This is a genomic window from Polaromonas sp. P1_E12, assembly GCF_056405975.1.
Window position 1 is genome coordinate 269,598 of sequence record NZ_JBFUBB010000007.1, and the last position, 20,750, is coordinate 290,347.

22 protein-coding genes and 1 pseudogene are annotated in these 20,750 nt (G+C 63.4%); 13 read left to right on the forward strand and 10 right to left on the reverse strand.

All coding sequences use genetic code 11. The annotated features are described in order from the left end of the window. Positions 1-185 precede the first annotated feature (185 nt). On the forward strand, positions 186-935 hold the full coding sequence (gene ompR / locus AC1D13_RS19535; protein ID WP_477665960.1) for an osmolarity response regulator transcription factor OmpR: 750 nt from the start codon (positions 186-188) through the stop codon (positions 933-935). 10 nt (positions 936-945) lie between these two features. Then, positions 946-2,271, forward strand: a complete 1,326-nt coding sequence (locus AC1D13_RS19540; RefSeq protein WP_477665961.1) for an ATP-binding protein — start codon at positions 946-948, stop codon at positions 2,269-2,271. 108 nt (positions 2,272-2,379) lie between these two features. Here the strand turns inward: AC1D13_RS19540 and AC1D13_RS19545 are convergent, their stop codons facing one another. Continuing rightward, entirely contained in the window at positions 2,380-3,009 is a 630-nt protein-coding gene (locus tag AC1D13_RS19545) for an NADPH-dependent F420 reductase (RefSeq protein WP_477665962.1), read from the reverse strand. A 106-nt stretch (positions 3,010-3,115) separates the two neighbouring features. Between AC1D13_RS19545 and AC1D13_RS19550 the strand changes: the two genes are divergently transcribed. Further along, positions 3,116-4,045, forward strand: coding sequence for a LysR family transcriptional regulator (locus tag AC1D13_RS19550; RefSeq protein WP_477690137.1), 930 nt, complete (start codon positions 3,116-3,118; stop codon positions 4,043-4,045). Between the two features lie 109 nt (positions 4,046-4,154). Beyond that, positions 4,155-5,069, forward strand: coding sequence for a ketopantoate reductase family protein (locus AC1D13_RS19555; RefSeq protein ID WP_477690138.1), 915 nt, complete (start codon positions 4,155-4,157; stop codon positions 5,067-5,069). Positions 5,070-5,081: 12 nt separating this feature from the next. Here the strand turns inward: AC1D13_RS19555 and AC1D13_RS19560 are convergent, their stop codons facing one another. Then, entirely contained in the window at positions 5,082-6,062 is a 981-nt protein-coding gene (locus AC1D13_RS19560) for a GlxA family transcriptional regulator (protein ID WP_477690139.1), read from the reverse strand. Between the two features lie 127 nt (positions 6,063-6,189). Between AC1D13_RS19560 and AC1D13_RS19565 the strand changes: the two genes are divergently transcribed. The 7 genes from AC1D13_RS19565 (at position 6,190) to AC1D13_RS19595 (ending at position 12,551) form a co-directional block, all read left to right on the forward strand. Continuing rightward, complete coding sequence (locus AC1D13_RS19565) at positions 6,190-7,008, forward strand: dienelactone hydrolase family protein (RefSeq protein ID WP_477665966.1); 819 nt, start codon at positions 6,190-6,192, stop codon at positions 7,006-7,008. Positions 7,009-7,343: 335 nt separating this feature from the next. After that, positions 7,344-8,156: a formate/nitrite transporter family protein gene (locus AC1D13_RS19570; RefSeq protein ID WP_457280785.1), complete on the forward strand. Its 813-nt coding sequence runs from the start codon at positions 7,344-7,346 to the stop codon at positions 8,154-8,156. 63 nt (positions 8,157-8,219) lie between these two features. Continuing rightward, positions 8,220-9,962, forward strand: coding sequence for a bifunctional protein-serine/threonine kinase/phosphatase (locus AC1D13_RS19575; RefSeq protein WP_477665967.1), 1,743 nt, complete (start codon positions 8,220-8,222; stop codon positions 9,960-9,962). Positions 9,963-10,095: 133 nt separating this feature from the next. Then, positions 10,096-10,494, forward strand: a complete 399-nt coding sequence (locus AC1D13_RS19580; protein ID WP_457280787.1) for an MAPEG family protein — start codon at positions 10,096-10,098, stop codon at positions 10,492-10,494. Beyond that, the gene (locus AC1D13_RS19585; protein WP_477665968.1) at positions 10,491-11,138 is read left to right on the forward strand and encodes an SDR family NAD(P)-dependent oxidoreductase; all 648 of its coding nucleotides are present in this window, start codon (positions 10,491-10,493) and stop codon (positions 11,136-11,138) included. Before AC1D13_RS19580 ends, AC1D13_RS19585 begins: the two co-directional genes overlap by 4 nt. Further along, the gene (locus tag AC1D13_RS19590) at positions 11,093-11,842 is read left to right on the forward strand and encodes a cupin domain-containing protein (protein WP_477690140.1); all 750 of its coding nucleotides are present in this window, start codon (positions 11,093-11,095) and stop codon (positions 11,840-11,842) included. The genes AC1D13_RS19585 and AC1D13_RS19590 overlap by 46 nt, the downstream gene beginning before the upstream one ends. After that, positions 11,817-12,551, forward strand: a complete 735-nt coding sequence (locus AC1D13_RS19595; RefSeq protein WP_457280790.1) for a Crp/Fnr family transcriptional regulator — start codon at positions 11,817-11,819, stop codon at positions 12,549-12,551. The genes AC1D13_RS19590 and AC1D13_RS19595 overlap by 26 nt, the downstream gene beginning before the upstream one ends. An 8-nt stretch (positions 12,552-12,559) precedes the next feature. Here AC1D13_RS19595 and AC1D13_RS19600 read toward each other — a convergent pair whose 3' ends face one another. After that, positions 12,560-13,018, reverse strand: a complete 459-nt coding sequence (locus AC1D13_RS19600) for an EVE domain-containing protein (protein WP_457280791.1) — start codon at positions 13,016-13,018, stop codon at positions 12,560-12,562. Positions 13,019-13,171: 153 nt separating this feature from the next. On the opposite strand from AC1D13_RS19600, the gene AC1D13_RS19605 reads away from it, so the two are divergent. After that, positions 13,172-13,495 (forward strand): metalloregulator ArsR/SmtB family transcription factor, encoded by a 324-nt coding sequence (locus AC1D13_RS19605; protein ID WP_477665970.1) that lies wholly within the window; start codon positions 13,172-13,174, stop codon positions 13,493-13,495. Between the two features lie 16 nt (positions 13,496-13,511). Then, entirely contained in the window at positions 13,512-14,933 is a 1,422-nt protein-coding gene (locus AC1D13_RS19610; RefSeq protein ID WP_477690141.1) for a DUF2867 domain-containing protein, read from the forward strand. Positions 14,934-14,992: 59 nt separating this feature from the next. Here AC1D13_RS19610 and AC1D13_RS19615 read toward each other — a convergent pair whose 3' ends face one another. From AC1D13_RS19615 to AC1D13_RS19645, 7 genes and pseudogenes are all read right to left on the reverse strand, one after another. Next, the gene (locus tag AC1D13_RS19615; RefSeq protein ID WP_477690142.1) at positions 14,993-16,621 is read right to left on the reverse strand and encodes a hypothetical protein; all 1,629 of its coding nucleotides are present in this window, start codon (positions 16,619-16,621) and stop codon (positions 14,993-14,995) included. Positions 16,622-17,050: 429 nt separating this feature from the next. Then, entirely contained in the window at positions 17,051-17,773 is a 723-nt protein-coding gene (locus AC1D13_RS19620; RefSeq protein ID WP_477690143.1) for a M23 family metallopeptidase, read from the reverse strand. Next, on the reverse strand, positions 17,773-18,834 hold the full coding sequence (locus AC1D13_RS19625; protein ID WP_477690144.1) for a L,D-transpeptidase family protein: 1,062 nt from the start codon (positions 18,832-18,834) through the stop codon (positions 17,773-17,775). Before AC1D13_RS19625 ends, AC1D13_RS19620 begins: the two co-directional genes overlap by 1 nt. Positions 18,835-18,991: 157 nt before the next feature. After that, positions 18,992-19,676: pseudogene (locus tag AC1D13_RS19630) on the reverse strand (alpha/beta hydrolase family protein). Between the two features lie 63 nt (positions 19,677-19,739). After that, the gene (locus AC1D13_RS19635) at positions 19,740-20,012 is read right to left on the reverse strand and encodes a YkvA family protein (RefSeq protein ID WP_477690145.1); all 273 of its coding nucleotides are present in this window, start codon (positions 20,010-20,012) and stop codon (positions 19,740-19,742) included. A gap of 128 nt (positions 20,013-20,140) precedes the next feature. After that, positions 20,141-20,398, reverse strand: a complete 258-nt coding sequence (locus tag AC1D13_RS19640) for a hypothetical protein (RefSeq protein WP_477690146.1) — start codon at positions 20,396-20,398, stop codon at positions 20,141-20,143. Between the two features lie 72 nt (positions 20,399-20,470). Then, on the reverse strand, positions 20,471-20,680 hold the full coding sequence (locus AC1D13_RS19645) for a hypothetical protein (RefSeq protein ID WP_477690147.1): 210 nt from the start codon (positions 20,678-20,680) through the stop codon (positions 20,471-20,473). Positions 20,681-20,750 lie beyond the last annotated feature (70 nt).

Sequence of the window (20,750 nt, forward strand, 5' to 3'; positions counted from 1 at the left end):
GAGCCAGGCATGGCTGCAGGCGGCCTCTTGATGACAAGGCATGAGCAAATCCCGGCTTTGTCATCGTTTGTCATGATTCGCCGGGCGGGCGGCCAGACGCGGGCCGCTACCATGGGGCATCTTTCTTGCGACGGGTGTTTTCTTATGGTTGTTTCCAGCGCGCTTTTGCAGACAGGCCTTTCACGATGAGCGAGCCACTGGCCCGGGTCCTGGTGGTCGACGACGAGGCCGACCTGCGCAGCCTGCTGCAGCGTTACCTGAGCGATCAGGGTTACGCCGTGCGCACACTGGAAGACGCCAAAACCCTGGACACTCTGCTGGCGCGTGAGCGCTTCGACGTGCTGGTGCTCGACGTCATGATGCCGGGCGAAGACGGCCTGGCGGTGTGCCGCCGCCTGCGCGCGCAGGGTGAAACCATTCCCATCGTGATGCTCACCGCCCGCGGCGACCCGGTGGACCGCATCGTCGGGCTGGAAATGGGCGCTGACGACTACCTGCCCAAGCCCTTCAATCCCCGCGAGCTGCTGGCCCGCATCCAGGCGCTGGTGCGCCGGCAGCGCATGCTGGGCGCGCACAGCGGCCCGCTGCCCGGCCAGGGCACGGTGCAGTTTGGCGCCTTCACCTTGAAGCTGGAAGCACGCCGGCTGGAAAAAAACGGTGAAGACGTGCCGCTCACCACCGGTGAGTTCAGCCTGCTGCAGGCGTTGGCCCTGCACCCCAACCGGCCGCTGGGCCGCGACAGGCTGATCGAGCTGGCCTACGGCCGCGACCACGAAGCCACCGACCGCAGCATCGACGTGCAGGTCATGCGCCTGCGCAAGCTGATTGAGTCGGACCCTTCCCAGCCGGTGCACATCCAGACCGTGTGGGGCGTGGGGTATGTGTTTGTGCCGGAAGGCGGTGCGGCAAAAAACGGCAAGGCGGGCAAGCCGTGAGGCTATTTCCATGAAGCTGTTTCCACGCAGCCTGTTCGGCCGCAATGTGCTGCTGATCGTGGTGCTCATTGTGGTCGGCCAGCTGGCCAGCGCGCTGCTGGTGCGCCAGCTGATCATCAAGCCGCGGCTGGCGCAGCTGTCGGTGGCGGTGGCGCGCAATGTCAGCTCCATCCGTGCCGGCCTGGCCGCCATGCCGCCCGCGCAGCGCGAGGCCTTTGTGGCGCAGTTCAACCGCCGTGCCATGCAGGGCATTGCCGATGACGACGAGGGTGACGGCCGTGGCGAACGCCGGCTGCTGAGCCGGCTTGAGCGGCGCTTCGTCAATGAAGCCTCGCGCGGCATTGCGCTGGAAGGCGAGGGCTCCGAGATCATCTGGCGCCGCGAAGCCGGCGGCAGCCTGGCGGTGCGGCTGCGCCTGGATGGCGCCGACCATTGGGTCAACCTGCCCGGCGTGCTGCCGGCGCGTGAATTCACCGGCGCCTGGGTCGTGACATCATTCGCCAGTGCCTTGCTGGCCTTGCTGGGTGCGCTGTTGATTCACCGTTACCTGAACCAGCCCTTGCGCCGCGTGATGGCTTCGGCGCACACACTGGCGGGCGGCACCAGCCCGCAGCCGCTGCCCGAAGACGGCCCGACGGAAATCGCCGACCTGAGCCGCAGCTTTAACCAGATGGTGCGCAGCCTGGCCCAGGCCGACGACGAGCGCACGCTGATGCTGGCCGGGGTGTCGCACGACCTGCGCACACCCCTGACCAAACTTCGCCTGGGCATCGAGATCCTGCGCGACAAAAGTGATCAAGGCGACGATGAGCTGATGGCCCGCATGACGCGCGGCGTGGAAGAAATGGACGCCATCATCAGCCAGTTCCTGGACTTTGCCCGCAGCACCGAAAGCGAAGCGCCGGCGCCGGTGGCGCTGGATGTGCTGGCGGCTGAGGTGGCGGCCGCCTCGGCTGGCCACGGCATGCCGGTGGCGCTGCAGGGCGGCAACCCGCCGCCCGTGCCCTTGCGCCCGCGTGCGATGCGCCGCGTGCTCACCAACCTGGTCGAAAACGCCTGGCGCCATGGCCTGCCGCCGGTCACGATGGTCACCGGCGTACAAGGCGACTCGGTCTGGATAGCGGTGACAGACCACGGCGCCGGCATCGACGCGGCGCAGGCCGAGGCTTTGAAACAACCGTTTCGCCGCGCTGAAAGTACGCGTACCGGCCCGCCCGGCGCAGGGCTGGGCCTGGCCATCGTGGACCGCATCGTGCGCACGCATGACGGCAAGTTTGAACTGCTGCCTGCCGACGGTGGGGGCCTCTGCGCCCGGATCACGCTGCCGCGGGCCTGAAAATACCCAAAAAAAGGCCTCAAAAGGCCTTTTCAAGCATCAAAACGGGCTGCAGGCCAATAGAGACGAGCGCAAGCAGCTATTGATTTGATAGCGATTGCTGCGGCTTCAGCCGAACTGCACCAAGTTGAGAATGGGCAGCGGGCCGCCGGGGAACTGCGCCAGGCGTCCACCCACGGCCAAAGCGCCGAGGTCGATTCCCGAGAACCCGAGCTGGCTGATCAGTGCCGCCACGGTCGCCTTTGCCTTGGCGTCGTCGCCTGAGAAAAACAGCACGCGTTTGCCGCCCTGGTCGGCGGGGTCAGTGGCCAGCAGCCGGGCGACCAGGTGGTTAAAGGCCTTTACCACGCGCGCGCCGGGCACCAGCTCGGCAAACACTTCGCTGGAGGCGCGGCCGTTCAGCTCAACGGGCCGGAGAGGAGGGCCTTCGACAGCGTTGTTGGCGTCAATAACGACACGGCCGCCAAAGTTGGGCAAACCGGCCAGCGCCTCAGGCAGGCGCCCCCAGTTGACGGCCACCAGCACGATGTCTTTTGTGGCGGCCTCCTTGACGGTGCCGGCGTGGATGGTGGGGCCCAGTTCGCGCACGATGTCTTTGAGCGAGTCCGGGCCGCGGCTGTTGGACAGCGTGGCATGGATGCCCTGGCGGGCCAGGGTTTTGGCAAATGCCGTGCCGATGGCGCCGGCGCCGATGATCCCGATGCTGGGGGTGCTGGATGGGGTTGAGGGGGTAGACATAAATTCACTCCTTGGTTGTTGATGGGTGAATGATGGGTTTTTGATTGCCTTTTGATAAGCCGGTAATTGATTGAATTATTTTCAATCATTACTTTAAAATGGCGAAGTGGAAACCCTGGCCAACCTCGAATCGTTTATTCGCAGCGCCGAAGGCCGCAGCTTTTCGGAAGCGGCGCGGCGCCTGGCGCTGACGCCAGCTGCCGTCAGCCGCAATGTGGCCATGCTGGAGCGAAACCTGGGCGTGCGGCTGTTTCAGCGCTCAACCCGCAAACTCACGCTGACCGAAGCCGGTGAACGCTTCCTGGGATCGATCGGCGGCAACCTCGACGCGCTGCAGTCCGCCATCGCGGCCGTTTCCAGCGACAGCGGCACTCCCGCGGGCCCGCTCAAGGTCAGCATGTCACCCACCTTCGGCACCGAGTACATCGTGCCTTTGCTGCCGGCCTTCCTGGACCGTTATCCGCTCATACGTCCTGACTGGTACTTTGAAAACCGACCGGTCGACCTGATTGCCGAGGGGTATGACGCGGCCATCGGCGGCGGCTTTGAGCTGTCACCGGGCGTGGTGTCTCGCGCGCTGGCCCCGATTCACCTGGTCGCCGTGGCGTCGCCCGCCTATATGGCAGGCCAGCAGGCTCCAGCCAACCCCACGGGTCTGGCCGGGCTCAAAGGTATCGCTCTGCGTTCCAGCGGAACGGGCCGGGTTCGCCAGTGGGTCATGCGCGACGCGGCCGGTGCTGAGGTTCCGGCAGTTTTTATGGAGTCAATGGTCATGAACGATCCGACGGCCATGCGCGCCGCGGCGCTGCTGGGTCTGGGGGTAGCGCTCGTGGCTTTGCCCGATGTGCTGCCTTTGCTGGAGCGCGGCGAGCTCGTCAGGGTGCTGCCGCAGTGGTATGTCGATGCCGGCGCGATCTCGATCTACTACGCCACGCGCAGCCAGATGCCCGCCAAGACGCGGATGTTTATCGACTTCGTCGTCGAGGCCTTCGAGCGCGACCAGCTGGCCCGGCGCTTTGCCGGCGGCCCCGTGTAGACCGCGAACAGGTTTCCAAGAGGCCCGGCCGCCTGCAGGGGCGGCAGACTTCACCCACAATTCCTTTTTCCGTTTCCGTATCTGCATCTCACCGAAGGCAAAGACCCCCATGACCCAATCCCTCAAAGTCGCCGTGATGGGCGCAGGCGCCGTTGGTTGTTATTACGGCGGTATGCTGGCCCGTGCCGGGCTTGACGTGGTGCTGATCGCCCGGCCCCGGCATGCTGACGCCATCCAGAGTGACGGCCTGCACATGGAAACCCGCACTTTCGACGAACACGTGCGCCTGGCCGCCAGCAGCGAACCCACCGCCGTGCAGGGCGCCGACCTGGTGCTGTTCTGCGTGAAATCCACCGACACCGAAGCGGCCGGTGCATTGATCCGGCCGCACCTGGCACCGGATGCGCTGGTGCTGTGCCTGCAAAACGGCGTGGACAACGCCGACCGCCTGCGCACCGTGCTGCCGCAGCACGCCGTGGCGGCCGCCGTGGTGTACGTGGCCACCGAAATGGCCGGCCCCGGCCACGTCAGGCACCACGGCCGCGGCGAGCTGGTGATTGAGCCGGCCAGCCGGAGCGAGGCCGTGGCCCAGGCCTTCATCGCAGCCGGTGTGCCGGTTGAAATCTCCAGCAACGTGCGCGGCGCGTTGTGGGCCAAGCTCATCCTCAACTGCGCCTACAACGCCGTCTCGGCCATCGCGCAGCTGCCGTACGGCAAAACCGTGCAAGGCGAGGGCGTGAAAGACGTCATGCGCGACGTGGTGGCCGAATGCCTGGCCGTGGCAGAGGCCGAAGGCGTGCAGGTGCAGGGCGACATGCACCTGGCCGTGGACAAACTGGCCGGCAGCATGCCCAACCAGTTGTCATCCACCGCACAAGACCTGGCGCGCGGCAAACCCACTGAGATCGACTACCTCAACGGGCTGGTCGTCAGGCGCGGTGAAGCGCTGGGTGTGGCCACGCCGGCGAACCGGGTGCTGTGGGCTCTGGTGAAGTTGATGGAGTCCAGGCAGGCCCTCACCTGAATCGCCGGGCTCTCAAGCTCTTAACCCCGCCGCCCGGTATCGGCTCGGGTTGGCGCCCGCCGCCTTGTGCATCATGCGCCGGAGCGCCGTGGCATCTTCGTAGCCCACTTGCTCGGCCACGCGTTCGATGGTCATCCGGCTGGACTCAATCAGCATCCGCGCGCGATTGAGCCGAACGCTTTGCACCAGCGCCATCGTGCTCTTGCCCGTGGCTTCACGCACATGGCGTGACAGCGTTCGCTGCGACATCGCGAATTCGTTTGCCAGTGCCTCCACGCTCGGTGGGCTGGGCAGGGCGGATTCGATGCGCGCCACCAGGCGGGCCACCAGTGCGTTGCCGCTGGAGAGCATGGCCGGCACCACAAAAGGCGCTTGCGCCTGCCGCCCGTCGATCAAGAGGATGCGTCCTACAGCCTCGGCCAGGGCTACCCCGAACTGCTCGCGTAGCAAATGCAGCATCAGGTCGGTTTGCGCAAAGGCGGCACCTGCGGTGCTCACCGGGCCGTCGGCGCACACCATCCGGTCGGCATTGACGGTACAGGCCGGCTCCCGCCTTCGAAGCTCCTGCGCCAGCCACCAGGAGGTGGTGACCCGGCGCCCGGCCAGCACACCGGCCGCCTGAAGCAAAAAAACCGCCGAGCACGACGCCGCAACACGGCCACCGTGCGCAGCATGCGCGGCGACGGCCTGAATCACGCGTTGCGCGTCTGCGGTGGCCAAGCCGGTGTTGAGGGCCTGCGGGTTGTCCAGGCCCAGGCCCGGCACGATCCAGGTGGCAGCATCGGGCCGGTAGCGCCGGGGCAGGGCCGCGGTGTCTATGTGAAGGCCCGAGCTCAGCGGCACCGGGCCGCCGGTGGCTGACAACACGCGCCAGGTGGGGCGCGCCAGCTTCATGCGCGGCGCGAGGGCAGACGCGGCCTGCAGGATATCGAGCGTGGCCGCCACGCCGGTGGCAAAGGTGCCCGGCAGCAGCAGGAGGGTGAAATCTCGCATTGGCTGAAAAGGCCTTAAACATGTCGAAATAGACACTGGGAGTTTACGCGCGTGCGGTGCCAAATTCATCTGTTCCATGAATTCCACGGACGCCATTGCTCCCACCGTTCGCAAAGCAAGGACACCGATGACAACGCGCAAGCTGACCGAAGACGACTCCCTCGAGGATTTCACCCAGCGCGAGATCACGCTCGACGGCATCACCAGGAAGGTCTACCTCATGGGTACAGGCCCGGCCGTGATCGTCATGACCGAGATGCCCGGCATCAGCCCGCACGTGGCGCGCTTCAGCCGTTGGGTGCGCGACGCAGGTTTTACCGTCTACATGCCGTCGCTCTTTGGCCGCGACGGCGCCGTGCCGCGTGCCGATGAAGGCGCGGCCATCTTTCAGCGCGCCTGTGTCAGCGCCGAGTTCCGCGCGTTCGCGTCCAACCAGGCCAGCCCGGCCACGCAGTGGCTGCGGGCACTGGCAAGGCTGGCGCATGACGAGTGCGGCGGCCCCGGCGTGGGCGCCATCGGCATGTGCTGGACGGGTAATTTCGCCCTCACGATGATGCTGGAGCCTGCCATGCTGGCGCCGGTGCTGTGCCAGCCGTCGCTGCCGCTCAATGATCCGGCCGGCATCGAAATTTCGCCTGCGGACATCAAGGCCGTCCGCCAGCGGCTGGACCGCGAGAACCTCACGGTGCTGGCCTATCGGTTTGAAGGCGACAGCTTTTGCAGGGCCCAGCGCTTTGCGGCCTATGCCGAGGCGCTGGGCGACCGCTTTGTGGGCCGCGTGCTGCCCGACAGCGCCGCCAACCCCGACGTGCCGCCGTTCTTTGCGGCGCACGTGAAGACACCGCACAGCGTGGTCACCGCCCACCTGATCGACGAGGCGGGCCAGCCCACACTGGCGGCGCGTGACGAGATCCTGGCGTTCTTTGCGCAGCGGCTTGCGCCTTAGCGCCTGTATCCGGCAGTGGCCCAGCTGGCACCAAAATATTTAAAGATGGACACCTCGATGCACAAATTTGGGGCAGTCACTCCCTTCGCAGTGCCAAAACGACGGGTAAAAGCGTCGCTAAAGCGTCGGCAAGCCCGGATTCGCGGTGTTTTGTTAGCGGCACGGTATGTGCTTGCATCCATCAGGTCAGGCTAACGAAGGCCTGCGCAGGGTACGGCGGGCTTCGCCGGTGCCCATCGATCTGAATGGATAACGACGTCCACTTCGGTCTTCAATCTTTTGAAGATCTCGAAGTGGATTTTTTTTTGGCTTTTTTCAGGATTTAGAGGGATCGTATGGCTTATTTAGTGCCTTCGGAATTTGTGACCAAGATGGTGGATGCGGGTGAATCCAAAATCTTCATGTCCACCCGCGACACCGTTATCCGGGCCTACATGGCCGGCGCCATTCTGGCTCTGGCAGCCTGGTTCGCCGTCACCATCAACGTGCAGACCGGCCAGCCCCTGCTGGGCGCCGTGCTGTTCCCGGTGGGTTTTGTCATGCTGTACCTGTTCGGCTTCGACTTGCTGACCGGCGTGTTTGTGTTGTGCCCGCTGGCGCTGATCGACAAGCGCCCGGGCGTCACGCTCAAGGGTGTGCTGCGTAACTGGGGCCTGGTGTTCGTCGGCAACTTCGCGGGCGCCTTCACGGTGGCGGTGATGATGGCCATCTACGTCACCAACGGCTTCTCGACCGAGCCCAGCGCCGTGGGCAAGGCTATCGGCATCGTGGGCGAGAGCCGCACGCTGGGCTACCAGAAATACGGTGCGAACGGCATGCTCACGCTCTTCGTGCGCGGCATGTTGTGCAACTGGATGGTGTCGGCCGGCGTGGTGGGTGCGATGATCTCCACCCAGGTCAGCGGCAAGGTGATCGCGATGTGGATGCCCATCATGCTGTTCTTTTACATGGTGTTTGAGCACTCCATCGTGAACATGTTCCTGTTCCCATCCGGCCTGCTGCTGGGCGCGCATTTCACCATCATGGACTACCTGATCTGGAACGAAATTCCGACGGTGCTGGGCAACCTGGTGGGCGGCCTGGCCTTCACCGGCTTGACGCTGTATGCCACACACATTAAAACCGGACCGACACGTTCTTTCAAATAATCCGCCTCCAAAACAAAGGCCCTCGCGCATCTTGCATGCGCGGGGGCTTTGCCGGTACCCCACATGTCCAGTGAACTGAAGATATCGGCAGGTCAGTATTCGGACAAGGGCCGCAAGGAAACCAACCAGGATTTCCACGGTATCTATGTACCTAAAGAGCCGCAACTGAGCGCCAAGGGCATCGCCGTTGCGCTGGCCGACGGCATCAGCAGCAGCGCCGTCAGCGACGTGGCCAGCCAGTACGCCGTCACTGGTTTTCTTGAAGACTATTACTGCACCTCGGAGGCCTGGTCGGTCAAGACATCGGCCGAGCGGATCTTGAGCGCCACCAACTCCTGGCTGCATGCCCAGACGCAGAAAAGCCAATACCGCTACGACAAGGATAAAGGTTATGTGTGCACGCTGAGCGCCATGGTCATCAAGTCGACCACCGCGCATATTTTTCATGTCGGTGACTCGCGCATTTACCGCCTGCGCGGCAAGGCGCTGGAACAACTGACCAACGACCACCGTGTGTGGATTTCCCAGGGCCAAAGCTACCTTGGCCGTGCGCTGGGCTTCAAGCCGCAGCTTGAGATCGACTACCAGACCCAGCAGGTGGAGCAGGGCGACATCTTTCTTCTGGCCACCGACGGCGTGTACGAACACGTCAGCGAATACGACATGGCCGGCCTCATCCACATCTGTGCCGACGAGCCCGGTGGGCTTGATATGGCGGCCAAATCCATCGTTGAAAAAGCCCTGGAGCGGGGCAGCGGCGACAACCTCACGGCACAGATTGTCCGCGTCGATGAGCTGCCCAACGGGCAGGCCGGCGAGTTGCTCCAGCAGCTGTCGGGCCTGCCGCTTCCGCCCATCCTGGAGGCCAGGACGCAGTTTGACGGCTACACCATCGTCCGCGAAGTGCACGGCAGCAGCCGCAGCCATATTTACCTCGCCACAGACAACGAAACGGGCGTGCTCGTCATCCTGAAAACACCGTCAATAGACCTGGGCGGTGACCCGGCCTACCTTGAAAGGTTTTTGACGGAAGAGTGGATCGCCCGGCGCATCAACAGCGCGCATGTGCTGAAGCCTTATGTGCCGACCCGAAAGCGCCACTATGTGTATGTGGCCACCGAATACATCGACGGGCAAACGCTGAGCCAGTGGATGATCGACAATCCCCGGCCCGGCCTGGAAGCCGTGCGCGGGCTGGTGGAGCAGATCGCCAAAGGCCTGCGCGCGTTTCACCGGCTGGAGATGCTGCACCAGGACCTGCGGCCCGAGAACGTCATGATCGACAAGACCGGCACGGCGAAGATCATTGACTTTGGCTCAACCCGCGTGGCCAGCCTCATGGAAGCAGATGCGCCCGGCGGGCACGAAGACATCCTGGGCACGGCCCAGTATTCGGCGCCGGAGTATTTTGTGGGCGAGGGCGGTACCACGCGCTCAGACCTGTTCTCGCTCGGCGTCATCACCTACCAGATGCTGACCGGCAAGCTGCCCTACGGCGCCGAAGTGGCCAAATGCCGGACCCGGGCCGCACAAAGCAAGCTGCGCTATGACTCCGTGCTGTACGAAGACCGTGACATACCCGCATGGATGGACGGCGTGCTCCGCAAGGCCGTTCACCCCGATCCCGCCAAGCGTTATGGCGAGCTGTCGGAGTTCTTGTACGACCTGCGCCACCCCAACCAGGCGTTTCTGGACAAGGCTCGCCCGGCTTTGCTGGAGCGCAACCCGGTGGCGTTCTGGAAGGGCCTGTCGCTGCTGCTGGCCGCCTGCCTGTTCATTTGCCTGGTGATCATCGGCAGACATTGAGCCAGGGCGCCGGCGCTGCCTTCTCGCCATCTTTGTGACTCTGTAGCAAAAGCTACAGAACGCTTTTCCCGGCGCGGCTATCTTCGCGTTCGTGCCCGCATTGCGGCATGTCACGAAGAAGGAAAAACCCATCATGTCCAAGGAAATCTACTGGCTGGCATTGACCCTGGCCGCTGCGGCGTTGTTCGCCTTGCCTTACGTTCTCAACCGCATTGCCGTGCGTGGCCTGGGCGGCACGCTGGCCAACCCGTCAGCCACAGAAAAACCCCTTGCCGAGTGGGCCCAGCGCGCACAGCGGGCCCAGGCCAATGCCACCGAAAATCTGGTGATTTTTGCGCCAGCTGTGCTGGCGGTGCAGGCTAGCGGCCGAGCCGATTCGGTGACGGCCGCCGCCTGCGCCGTCTACTTTTTTGCGCGGCTCATTCACTACGTGGTTTACACGCTCGGTGTTCCCGGCGCACGCACGCTTGCCTGGGCAGCGGGCTGGGCGGCCACGCTGGTGCTGATCGGGCGCCTGCTGGGGGTGCTGTGAGCCGGCCCTTCGCACTCATCGCGGGTAGCGGTGGTGTGCTCGGCGAATGGCTTGCGCGGCAGTTCAACGAGGCGGGGTACGAAGTGGCGGGCCTGCGGCGTGCAGATTGCGATCTGGTCGACGGTGAGGCAGTGACGCAGGCCATCGCGGCCCTGATCGAGCGCCACGGCCCCGTCGACACGCTGCTGTACAACGCGGGTCATCTGGCAATTGCTCCTTTTCTTGAACTGGAGGCGAGTGCGCTGCGCAAGTGCCTTGAAGCCGGCCCTGTCGGGGCAGCGCACTGCGCCCGGGCCGTGCTGCCGGGCATGCTGGCCGTGGGGCGCGGCAACCTGCTTTTCACCGGCGCCACGGCTTCGCTGCGCGGGTCGGCCCGTTTCGCGGCCATGGCCGCGGGCAAATTTGCCCTTCGCGGGCTTGTGCAGTCACTGGCAAGAGAGTTCCAGCCGCAGGGCATCCACGTGGCCCACGTCGTGCTGGACGGCTTGCTTCGCGGCTCCGCTGCCGCATCCCGCCACGCGGCAGTAGAAGCCCCGGTGATGGCGCCCGACGGCGTGGCTGCCAATTTCCTGTGGCTTGCGCAACAGGCGCGCACCGCATGGACACAGGAGCTGGACCTGCGGACCGCGTCGGAGAAGTTCTGATGGAGCTGATGCACGTGAACGTCGACCGCACGGCGCCGGTCCTGGTACGGGCCGGGTCGCTGCCGTGGCTGCCGTCGCCGCAGCCCGGGGTTGAGCGGCGCATGCTCGAGCGTACCGGTGCAGAGGTGGCTGTGGCAACGTCGCTCGTCCGCTATGCCGCTGGCAGCCGGTTTGACGCGCATTCGCATGCGCTGGGCGAAGAATTCCTTGTGCTCTGCGGCGTGTTTGCCGACGAGCACGGCTCGTACGGCCCCGGTACCTATGTGCGCAATCCGCCGGGCTCCAGCCACAGGCCCTTCAGCGACGAGGGCTGCACCATCTTCGTCAAACTGCGGCAGATGGACCTGCTCGAACAGCGCCGCGTTGTCATCAGTGCTGCAGACAGGCCCTGGGTGGATGCCGGAATCGCCCGGCATAGGCGCGCATTGCTGTACGAGGGCCCCAGGGAAACCGTATTCCTCGTACGGCTGGAACCGGGGTGTACCATGGCCGCGCAGTACGTGCGTGGCGGCCAGGAAATGCTGGTCGTCGAGGGTTCGGTCCGTGTCGAAGCCGGCGACGACGCGAGCGCGCGCGCTGCGGGTGCGCAAGACCTCGGCCCTCTGTGCTGGCTGCGAAATCCACACACCAGGCAGCCCGCCCTGGCCAGTTCTGAAGGTGCCTTGTTGTGGATCAAGCGTGGCCACGTGGCACCGCTGGTTTGACGGTGCGGCAGGTCGCCGCGAATGGAGCAATATGCAGGTCTTACGTGAACTTGCCCTTTTCGAGCCTTTCAGCCGCCTGAGTGCGGACGGCCGTAACCTGTTGACCCAGGGTGCTGTTCCGATGAGTGCGCTGGCAGGAACCGGCATCATTCACAAGGGCCAGCCTGCCTCTGGCGCCTATGTCGTGCTGTCGGGCCGGCTGCGCGTCTACACCATCACGCCTGCGGGCACCGAGGCCACGCTGTATCTGGTGGAGCCCGGGGAGACCTGCGTACTCTCGCTCAACTGCCTGTTCAACGATCTTCTTTATCCTGCCTGGGTTCAGGCCGACAAGGCGACGCGTGTCGCTGTCATCCCCGGTCCGTTGTACCGGCAGCTCTTCAAGCAGGAAACGTGCATCCAGGACCTGACGCTGCACGCGCTCTCGACACTTGTTTTCAGGTTGATGGCAGAACTCGATGCCGTTCATTCCTTCAACCACCGGCAGCGCCTTGTGCATTTTGTGTTGCTGCACGCCTCGTCCGATGGAGTATTGAAAACGACGCAGCAGCAGCTGGCCGGGCATCTGGGCACGTCGCGTGAAGTGGTGGCGCGGCTGATGCAGGGGCTGGTCGCCGAAGGTTTCCTGAAAAGCCAGCGCGGCCAGATCATCATCAAGGACCTGTTCGGGTTGCGCCGCCTGCAAAGCCTGCCGCAGTCCGGCGCCTGACAGGCCTTTCACTTTTTGCCGGTGATGGCTTTCCAGTGCTGCGGCTCGACGGGCGTGATGGAAAGGCGGTTGCCCTTGCGCAGCACCTGCAGGTCTGCCAGTTCTGGCCGTGCACGCAAGGCGGGCAGGGTGACGTTGGGTATTTTGCGCAACACCTGCACATCCACCAGCATCCATCGCGGTTCTTCAGGTTTTGACTTGGGGTCGTAGTAGGGCGACTTCGGATCAAACTGCGTGGGATCAGGGTAGGCCGTAGACGCCACCCGGCCGATGCCGACAATGCCCGGCTCGGCACAGCTCGAGTGGTAGAACAGCACGCCATCGCCGACTTGCATCCCGTCACGCATGAAGTTGCGCGCCTGGTAGTTGCGTACGCCGACCCAGGGGACTGTCGAATTTTCGGCTGCGAGCGCGTCGTCGACCGAGCATTCTTCGGGTTCGGATTTCATGAGCCAGTAGCTTGTCATGGGAGAGGCCTTGATGCCTGAGGTTGGGACGGAGCAAAGCTTAGCGGATCGACGGGGCAAAGAAAAGCGCCGACCTCAAACCAGAAGCCCAGAAGCCGCTTGACAGTACGGAATATTTTGAATAAAGTTATTAACAAATAAGTTAATACATCAATGCCTGCATCCCTTGACAAAATATTTGAAGCGCTCGCCTCGGGCCCCAGGCGCCAAATTCTGGCGTACCTCACCGAGAAAGAACTCAGCACCACCGAGCTGGCCGAGCGCTTTGCCATGAGCACGCCGGCCGTTTCTCGCCACCTGTCGGTGCTTGAAAACGCCGGCCTGGTGACCAGCGAGCGCAGCGGCCAGTTTGTGCTCTACAAGCTCAACGGTGACAGCCTCGTCAACAGCCTCACGGGTTATGCATTTGAACTATGCCCGGTGGCGCGTCCCCTGAAACGGGAACGTGCCCCGGCCAGAACACAAAAAGCAAGGTAGAAAGAAGGAGGGACTCATGCTGAATCTCACACAAGTGATTGAAACGTTTCCATCGGTTCGTATTCCATCGGAATCGGGCGGCCTGGCCGTCGAGGTGTCTTTGATTGCCCAGATCGGCCATGGTGCGGGCAATCATCTGTTTGCCAGCGTGGCATCCAGGCAGCGCCAGCACGGTGCGTTTGTCGATGAACTGGACGAGCCCTCGGCCAAGCTGGGTGGGACCAACTTTCCCAAAGGTGATGCAACGTCGCTGTATTCATTCGTCGTGGGGCCTAAAGGCCATCCGTTTCATCGCCATGCGGGGCACCGCATATTTACGGCAGTGTCGGGCAGCGGTGGAGCCCAGTTGCGATTTTCCAGTGCGTCGGAGCAGCAAATCCAGGAAGACCCGCAAAACTTCATCCGCGCCCTGCGTTTTGTGAACATACCGCCTGACTGCATGTTCACTGTGCGTTTTGGCGGTGAAACCTGGCACCAGTTTTCTCCGCTCTCGCGCAATTCTTTGCACCCTGTATTTTTTGCGTTGTCTTGCCATACCAATGAACTGGGCGGCAATTTGTCGGAGTCCTTGAAACAGGAGGTGCTGACCAATAAGGCGAGCATCCCATCATTGACGGAGTTGCTGCCGGACGAGGTGAAAGCGTTGCTTCAGGCCAAGGGCTTCAAGGCTGATACCGTGCCGACCACGACTTTGTCGCTGGATGCTCCGCCCGGAACATTCCACCGGGTGGTATGCAACACTGTGCGTAGCGGCGCAGGTGTGATGCGAGGTTTGTGGGGTTCGTGGAAAGGGGCGTCGGGCTTTCTGTCACATGGCGGATCCGCCCGAAGCGTGAAGGAGCTCAGCAGCCCGCCACTGGATTCGCTGCTGCTTCAGCAACTGACCGAACTGCGCGTCCATCATGAAGACACTTTTCGCTTGCGCGTGACCGGTACCAACTTTGGGCACACCAGCGCCACAAATCTGCTCGCCACGGTCCTGGAGGGCTTTTTGCTTAACGCGCCCAGCGGTGTGTCCAATCTGATGGCGCTGCGCAATGTTCTGGTTAAACCCCTGGGCCTGCGTACATCGCCATTGGGCTGCCCGGTGTCTTCGCTGTTGTCGCCGGACACCAGCAACCTGTTTGCCAACCGCTACCCGGTGCTTGACCAAAGCATTAATGCAACCGATACCAAGGCGCAGGTCATTCTGGGCGCCAATGACAAACATCTGCTGTTCAGGTCCTGTGTCAGCGTGGAAATCGTCGACAAGCATCATGTGGATGTGATGCTGGGTACGCGGGTTCATTGCAAGAATGCCTTTGGCCGCTTTTACATGGCGGCCATTGACTATGTGCATCGCCACTACGTCACACCCACGATGCTGCGGCTGGCTGTGGAATATGCGGTGGTTCAGGAAAAAGAGTCGGTTGTACCCGCCAAACTGGTAACGGCCTGAGAGATCAAGTCGGGAACGTTGTTTTGGCCGTCGCAACTTTGTCACCACCTCGCAGCAACTCACGCCAGCATAAGCAACAGCAGGCATATCAGCATCACCCCCATCTCGAGCCATTCCTGACTCGTCATGCTGAGCATGCGGCGGACCGTCAGCGTCACCACGGGAACCAGCAAGACGAGGCCTATCCAGCGGTCTAGCGGCATGAGGCAGACGCGCGCCAGCGCCCAAAGCCAGGCAGCATGCGCCAGGAAACCCCAGAACTCAGCCCGGCTTGTTTTTGCGGTGACATTCAGCGTAAGGCGCCAGCCGGTGGCCACGGCCTGCCACCATTCCATCTCCTCGTCGTCCAGCACCTTGTGCAGGGCATGCAGGGCCACCACGCCCAGCACCACCGGCCCGACGAAGCCCGCCCCCAAGGCAAGGCCGAGATACAGGGGATGGTCGTAACCCGTGCCGCCACCGCCCAGTTTCACAGTGGCCAGCACCCACGCGCCGCCTACCAGCAGCACCGAGACAACGGCAACCACGCCCTCCGGCACGCCCGCGCTACGCGCCGCGCGGCCGCCGGCAAACAGGCCGAGCGCCAACACGGTGGCGCCGAGGAAGGTAGCCAGCAATGTGGCGGTTGCCTTCCATCCGTGATGCGGCGCAGCCGTCAAACTGCCCGACTCGGGTGGCTCCAGTGCGGTTTTGGCAGGGGACCACTGGCGGTACGGCTCGTGCCGGGCCTTCAGCAGGCGCTGGCTCCAGCTGACAGCTTGCGGCGCCGCATGCGAGAACGCCAATTCCATGTGGTACAGCCGCTGGTTGCTGTCCAGCTCGTGCGGCACGACCACGGTTTGCAGACCCGCCTTGCCGTTGGCGGCTAGCAGCGCGGGCACCTGCTCGCGCCAATACCCGGGCACTGGAGGTGCTTCGCACGCCAGGGGATCTGATTCGGCGCCGGGTTGCAACAGGGTTACCTCATTGGCCTGCATTTCGCTCTGCCTTATCCGTGTCCTGTCCCAGTTACAGGTAAAGCGCAGCGTGCCTTGCAGGACGATGTCGGGGCGGTACAGGGGCAGTGTCACCGAACTGGTGTTGGCCAGACGCAGCGACAGCATCAGGCGCACCTGACCCTCGGCAGAGGGTGCAGCCCAGATGCCGGGCGCGATAGGCTGCATGTCGCGCAGCTCCAGCGTGAAAACCGGCGCGCCTGAGGTGCCGGGTCCCCAACGCGGGGTCATCGCCTGGTTGATTGCCGTCTGCCAGGTGGCGCGGAACGCGGGGCTCATCACGTCGCCGTGCTGCCGGCCGCGCGCGATGACTGCGGCCACATTGTCTGTTGGCGGTTTCGCCCGGCCCGGCAACCGCCGCATGAGTGACTCCCAAAGGCCTGGCGCGGGTTTGGGCGCGGCGGTCGGTGGCGCTGCGCTGGTCATCTGGGCTACATAGCCATGCAGCAGTTCGGCGCGGAAGGCTTCAAGGTCCGCCTTGGGAGCTTCAGCCCGGCGCAATACGTTCACCAGGAAGTAGGCCTGCGCGGGATTGCTGCCCACACTCGTTTCGTAAAGCGCGGTGGTGTAGGCGGTCGGGACGGACGAAGGATTGGCTGCGAAGGCCCAGCTTTGGAACAGCAGCACGCCGCAGAGAATTTGGCGCAGGGTTCGTGCCATGGTTTTATGCTGCCGCGCGGTACGAGTGAACATGGTTCTCGTCGGCAGCAAGGCCAGGGCACAAAAAACCAGAACCCACCCGTCTGGTTTTTAAGGCCACGCTCTCTTTTGCGTGGGTATTTGCTGTTTTCACGTATCGGTCTCCCTCCGATGAAAGGTGGCTTGCGCAGCAAGCTTGTTTTTTGGTGATCACGCCGATCTTATATTCAAGCCAACTATCGGCAGAAATAGGTGGCAATGCAGGATTTATACCCGCGAAATCCTGACGCACTCGGCCTCGATAACAACAAACATCTGTTGCTCAGGTCTTGCGTGGGTGTTGAGATCGTGAAGGAGCTGCCTGCCCTGCGGCGGTTTGCGGTTAGGTGCGCGACTGTTCAGGAAGGCAGGGGTGAAGGCGCTTGCCAGGCTGGCAAGTGCATAGCGCGTCAGCATGAGCCGGCACGTCATCGGCCGGGTTGCTCACGGCCTGGCGTCGCGCCAGACAAGATAAGGATTCAGCGGGGCGCCGCGCCACCACTGGCGCTCCGGCCCCAGCTTGAAGATCGCGAAGTGCAGGTGCGGTGCGTCGGGTGATGCATTGCCGGTGCTGCCGACATAGCCGATGACCTGGCCTTTGCGCAGGCTGGCGCCTTCGGTGAGGCCTTCGGCATAGCGGTCCAGGTGGGCGTAGTAGTACGCGTACTGGCTGGCCGGGTCGAACTGGTAAATCGTGATGCCACCGGGTTTGCTCAGGAACAGCTTGGCCACTTTGCCGTCCTCGACGGCGAGCACTGGCGTGCCGCGTGCGCTCATGATGTCTATGGCTTCATGCGGGGCGCCTGCTGCGCGCGCCTGGGTGTAGGTGTCGCTGAGCTGGGCGGGCATGACGCCTTGCACCGGAAGTGTCAGGACGCGTAGTCGTAACTGCGAAATGTCCGGGTCATCGGCGACAGATGCGGGTGGGGGCGGCAGGGCCGGTGAGGGCGCGGCTGCCTCTATGGTCTGAACCACAAGGGGTGGCTTGTCGGCCTCTCTTGCCGGGACGGCGGGCGCCAGCGCCTGGCTGGCTGGCGGCGTGGCGGGCTGTATGACTTGTGTAACTGCCTCTTCCTTGCGCGTGCCCAGCATCACGCCTGCCGCCACGGCCAGCAGCGCGCAGATTGCAAACGCCGTTCTCTTGAGGCGGGCGGGTGTGGATGCCATCAAGCCTTGACGCTCACTTTGAAGCCGGCTTTCGCCAGGGTCGAGAGGCGCTCTGCGTCCCAGTTGGTCATGTGAATGCAGCCATTGGTTTCGGAATGGCCCACATTGGAAGGGTTGGGTGTGCCGTGAATGCCCCAGTGCGGTTTGGTCAGGCCCAGCCAGATGGTGCCGACGGGGTTGTTGGGACCGGCTGCGATGTCGACCTTTTGCGCATCCTTGGGTGCGTTTTTCAGCAACGCAGGGTTGTAGGTGAAGCCGGGATTTTTGACCTCGTTCTTGATGGCCATCATGCCCAGCGGCAGCGGGTCGTTCTTTTCATTGCCTATGCTGATGGGAAAACCCGCCACCAGGCGCTTGGCGGTGTCCAGCACGTAGAGCACACGCTCGGACTTGTCGATTTCGATGGAAGCCGCGTTGACCGGCGTGGCGCTGACCGCGATATATGGTACGGTGATCTGCTTGCCGGCCTCGATGTTGATGCCGCCGTTGAGCTGCTTGAGGTAGCCGGTGCTGGTGTGGAATTTTTCCGCCAGCGCTTCTTCCACCGATTCATACACCAGCGCTTTCATCTTCGCGCGCTCGTCCATCGCCACAGGCGTCTTTTCAAAAGGGCCGGCGGCGTCCTTCTCTGTCACGGTATAGCTTGTCAGCAGCGGAGCGCCGTCCTTGCGCAGCGAAACCCAGGTTTCCGCAGTGACGGTACCCGTGGGTTTGAGGTCGTGTGCGCTCTGGTAGGCCTTGACCATGCGCTGCATGTTGGTGGCAAAGCGCCCATCGATCTCCCCGCAGGAGAACCAGGCCCGGTCCAGCATGATCTGTGCGCGCGCTACCGCTGCGCCTTTGCTGCCACTGCGCAGCAAGGGACTGTCGGTGGCGGTGTTGAAGGCTTCTGTATCAAGGGGCTGGTTGCCCGCCGCCGTGTTTTTGGGCTTGGCCGCCCATGCGCCGTTGCCGGCCAGGCCCAACCCCGTCAGGCACAAGGCGAGGACGAGGGTGCGGCGGGAGAGCCGGGAAAGCTGTGGGGTTACAAGGCGAAGAGAGGAAGGGGTATCGAGCGGCATGACGGGCTTTCGTAGTCAGGCCAGTCTGGGGGCCGTTGGGCGCATCACCTGTCAGCAGCCATGCCTAGCGGTGGTCAGGTTTAAGCGGGTATTTGTCCTGGCTCACACGCCATACAGTGTGCCAAGCGGCTCTCCTGGTACATCAGGGAACTGACGTTCACGCTGCACGCTGGTGCTTCGTCATCCACGCGGCCATGGTGTCCAGCAATTCCTCGCGCACCTGCGCATCGGTGCGGCCTGAACGCACCAGCACGTGAAAGGCGTGGTCGGCGCCATCCACGATGTGCAGGCTTGCCTTTTTACCGAGGCCCGCCGTGGTCTGGGTGATCAAGTCCAGATCAGCGAGGCCGTCGCGCGTGCCTTGCAGAAAAAGCATCGGCAGCTTGACGCCGCCTAGGTGCGCGGCGCGTTCGGTTGAGGGCTTGCCGGCTGGGTGCAGTGGAAAGCCCACCAGCACAATGCCCTTCAGTCCGGGCAATGGCTCAGCCGCCTGCGCCTGCGTGGTCATGCGCCCACCGTAGCTTGCCACCGGCAAACAATGGCACATCAGGCATTTGCCGCGCCGCTTCAGCAACTGCCGCCCGGATTGCCGCATGCGCAACGGCTGGGGAGTCTGGTCGTTTCGAGCCTTGTTGCATGAACGGAAAATTGAAGCGCAAGCTGGCAATGTCGCGTTCCGCGAGACCTTGGGCAATCGCCTCCATGAAGGTGTGGTTCATGCCCGCGCCCGCGCCGTGGGCGAACACATAACACGCCTTGGCGCTGGCAGGTTTTTGCAGCAGGCCGGAGATGGTACCGCCCGAAGGGAGCGGAACGGTCAGTGAAACGGGGCGTGTGGGCATCAATAGAAGGGCGAGCTGAAATGGCGAACTGGCTTGGGATGCCCATTACAGCATCGCCGGTGCTCAGGCCGAACGCTTCGGCGCAGGATCGGCGATCCCGGGCGGCAGGCGGTTGAGGAGCCACCGGATCGCCAGCGGAACCAGCACCAGATCGTCAGCAATCCCGATGACGGGCAGGAAGTCGGGGATGAAATCAATGGGGGAGAGCAGGTAGAGGGCAATTGCTGCGGTGCCCCACTTCAGCCAGGCGGGCGCTTCGGGATGGCGCAGGGCAGTCCATAGCCGCCGGGCATCGCCGCGTATCACAACCCAAAGCAGGGTCAGACGTTTGAACATGAAAGCTCCTTGGGTGAAGGTGCAAGCCCGAAGGGCCGCTGGCATCCAGATGGCGTCACTTGCCTGGGCTGCAAGAGCACTAACGGGCCGTTACGTTTGCGCGCCAGGAGGGGGCGCCGGGTCTTCCGTCAATGCGCCAGATTGGCAACCAGCTTGTCTGCCGCCTCAACGGCCTCAGCGCGCGTGGGCCAGGTCCTGTCGCCGTCGTGCAGGGGCGGCAGCGATTCGACATGTACAACATCGATATACCAGGGGCCGTCAGGCAGGTGGCACAGCCTGGCCATGTAATGCCGGCCGTTGGCGACGCCGGGGACGTATTCCTCGATCGGCTCCGGTTCGTCGTCGGGTGCTTCGTCCAGTGCGTCTTCTGGTGCGTCTGTTTGCATCGGGTTTCTCTCCAAATCCCGATTATCCGCAACCTATGCCTGTCTTTCGGGGAGGAAGGTACTGAGCGCAGCTCAGTCCTTGAGCTCCACCCCTAGCGCCGCGAGCTTTTTGGCATACGCGTCCCTGCGTTTTGCCGCCTTGTCTGCTGTCTCGACGGCCATCTGGATCGCCTTGGGGCCTTTGGCTGCAGCCGCCTTGATTAATCCGGACTTGTGCGCAGCCTCTGCCTCCGCCCTCCTGTAAGTGGCAATAAGTTCGGCATGGGCTACGGGTGATTTCACAAGGTCCCTTTTCGGTAGATCGTCATTTTTCGGGTCTTTTTTTGCTCGTGCAGCGGTCGGGCATGTTTTC

Coding starts and splice junctions, on each gene's coding strand:
- AC1D13_RS19575 (WP_477665967.1), top strand. CDS start 8,220: ATGTCCAGTGAACTGAAGATATCGGCAGGTCAGTATTCGGACAAGGGC.
- AC1D13_RS19635 (WP_477690145.1), bottom strand. CDS start 20,012: ATGTTCAAACGTCTGACCCTGCTTTGGGTTGTGATACGCGGCGATGCC.
- AC1D13_RS19580 (WP_457280787.1), top strand. CDS start 10,096: ATGTCCAAGGAAATCTACTGGCTGGCATTGACCCTGGCCGCTGCGGCG.
- AC1D13_RS19605 (WP_477665970.1), top strand. CDS start 13,172: ATGCCTGCATCCCTTGACAAAATATTTGAAGCGCTCGCCTCGGGCCCC.
- AC1D13_RS19560 (WP_477690139.1), bottom strand. CDS start 6,062: ATGCGAGATTTCACCCTCCTGCTGCTGCCGGGCACCTTTGCCACCGGC.
- AC1D13_RS19610 (WP_477690141.1), top strand. CDS start 13,512: ATGCTGAATCTCACACAAGTGATTGAAACGTTTCCATCGGTTCGTATT.
- ompR (WP_477665960.1), top strand. CDS start 186: ATGAGCGAGCCACTGGCCCGGGTCCTGGTGGTCGACGACGAGGCCGAC.
- AC1D13_RS19570 (WP_457280785.1), top strand. CDS start 7,344: ATGGCTTATTTAGTGCCTTCGGAATTTGTGACCAAGATGGTGGATGCG.
- AC1D13_RS19640 (WP_477690146.1), bottom strand. CDS start 20,398: ATGCAAACAGACGCACCAGAAGACGCACTGGACGAAGCACCCGACGAC.
- AC1D13_RS19545 (WP_477665962.1), bottom strand. CDS start 3,009: ATGTCTACCCCCTCAACCCCATCCAGCACCCCCAGCATCGGGATCATC.
- AC1D13_RS19555 (WP_477690138.1), top strand. CDS start 4,155: ATGACCCAATCCCTCAAAGTCGCCGTGATGGGCGCAGGCGCCGTTGGT.
- AC1D13_RS19600 (WP_457280791.1), bottom strand. CDS start 13,018: ATGACAAGCTACTGGCTCATGAAATCCGAACCCGAAGAATGCTCGGTC.
- AC1D13_RS19615 (WP_477690142.1), bottom strand. CDS start 16,621: ATGTTCACTCGTACCGCGCGGCAGCATAAAACCATGGCACGAACCCTG.
- AC1D13_RS19590 (WP_477690140.1), top strand. CDS start 11,093: ATGGACACAGGAGCTGGACCTGCGGACCGCGTCGGAGAAGTTCTGATG.
- AC1D13_RS19625 (WP_477690144.1), bottom strand. CDS start 18,834: ATGCCGCTCGATACCCCTTCCTCTCTTCGCCTTGTAACCCCACAGCTT.
- AC1D13_RS19620 (WP_477690143.1), bottom strand. CDS start 17,773: ATGGCATCCACACCCGCCCGCCTCAAGAGAACGGCGTTTGCAATCTGC.
- AC1D13_RS19565 (WP_477665966.1), top strand. CDS start 6,190: ATGACAACGCGCAAGCTGACCGAAGACGACTCCCTCGAGGATTTCACC.
- AC1D13_RS19540 (WP_477665961.1), top strand. CDS start 946: ATGAAGCTGTTTCCACGCAGCCTGTTCGGCCGCAATGTGCTGCTGATC.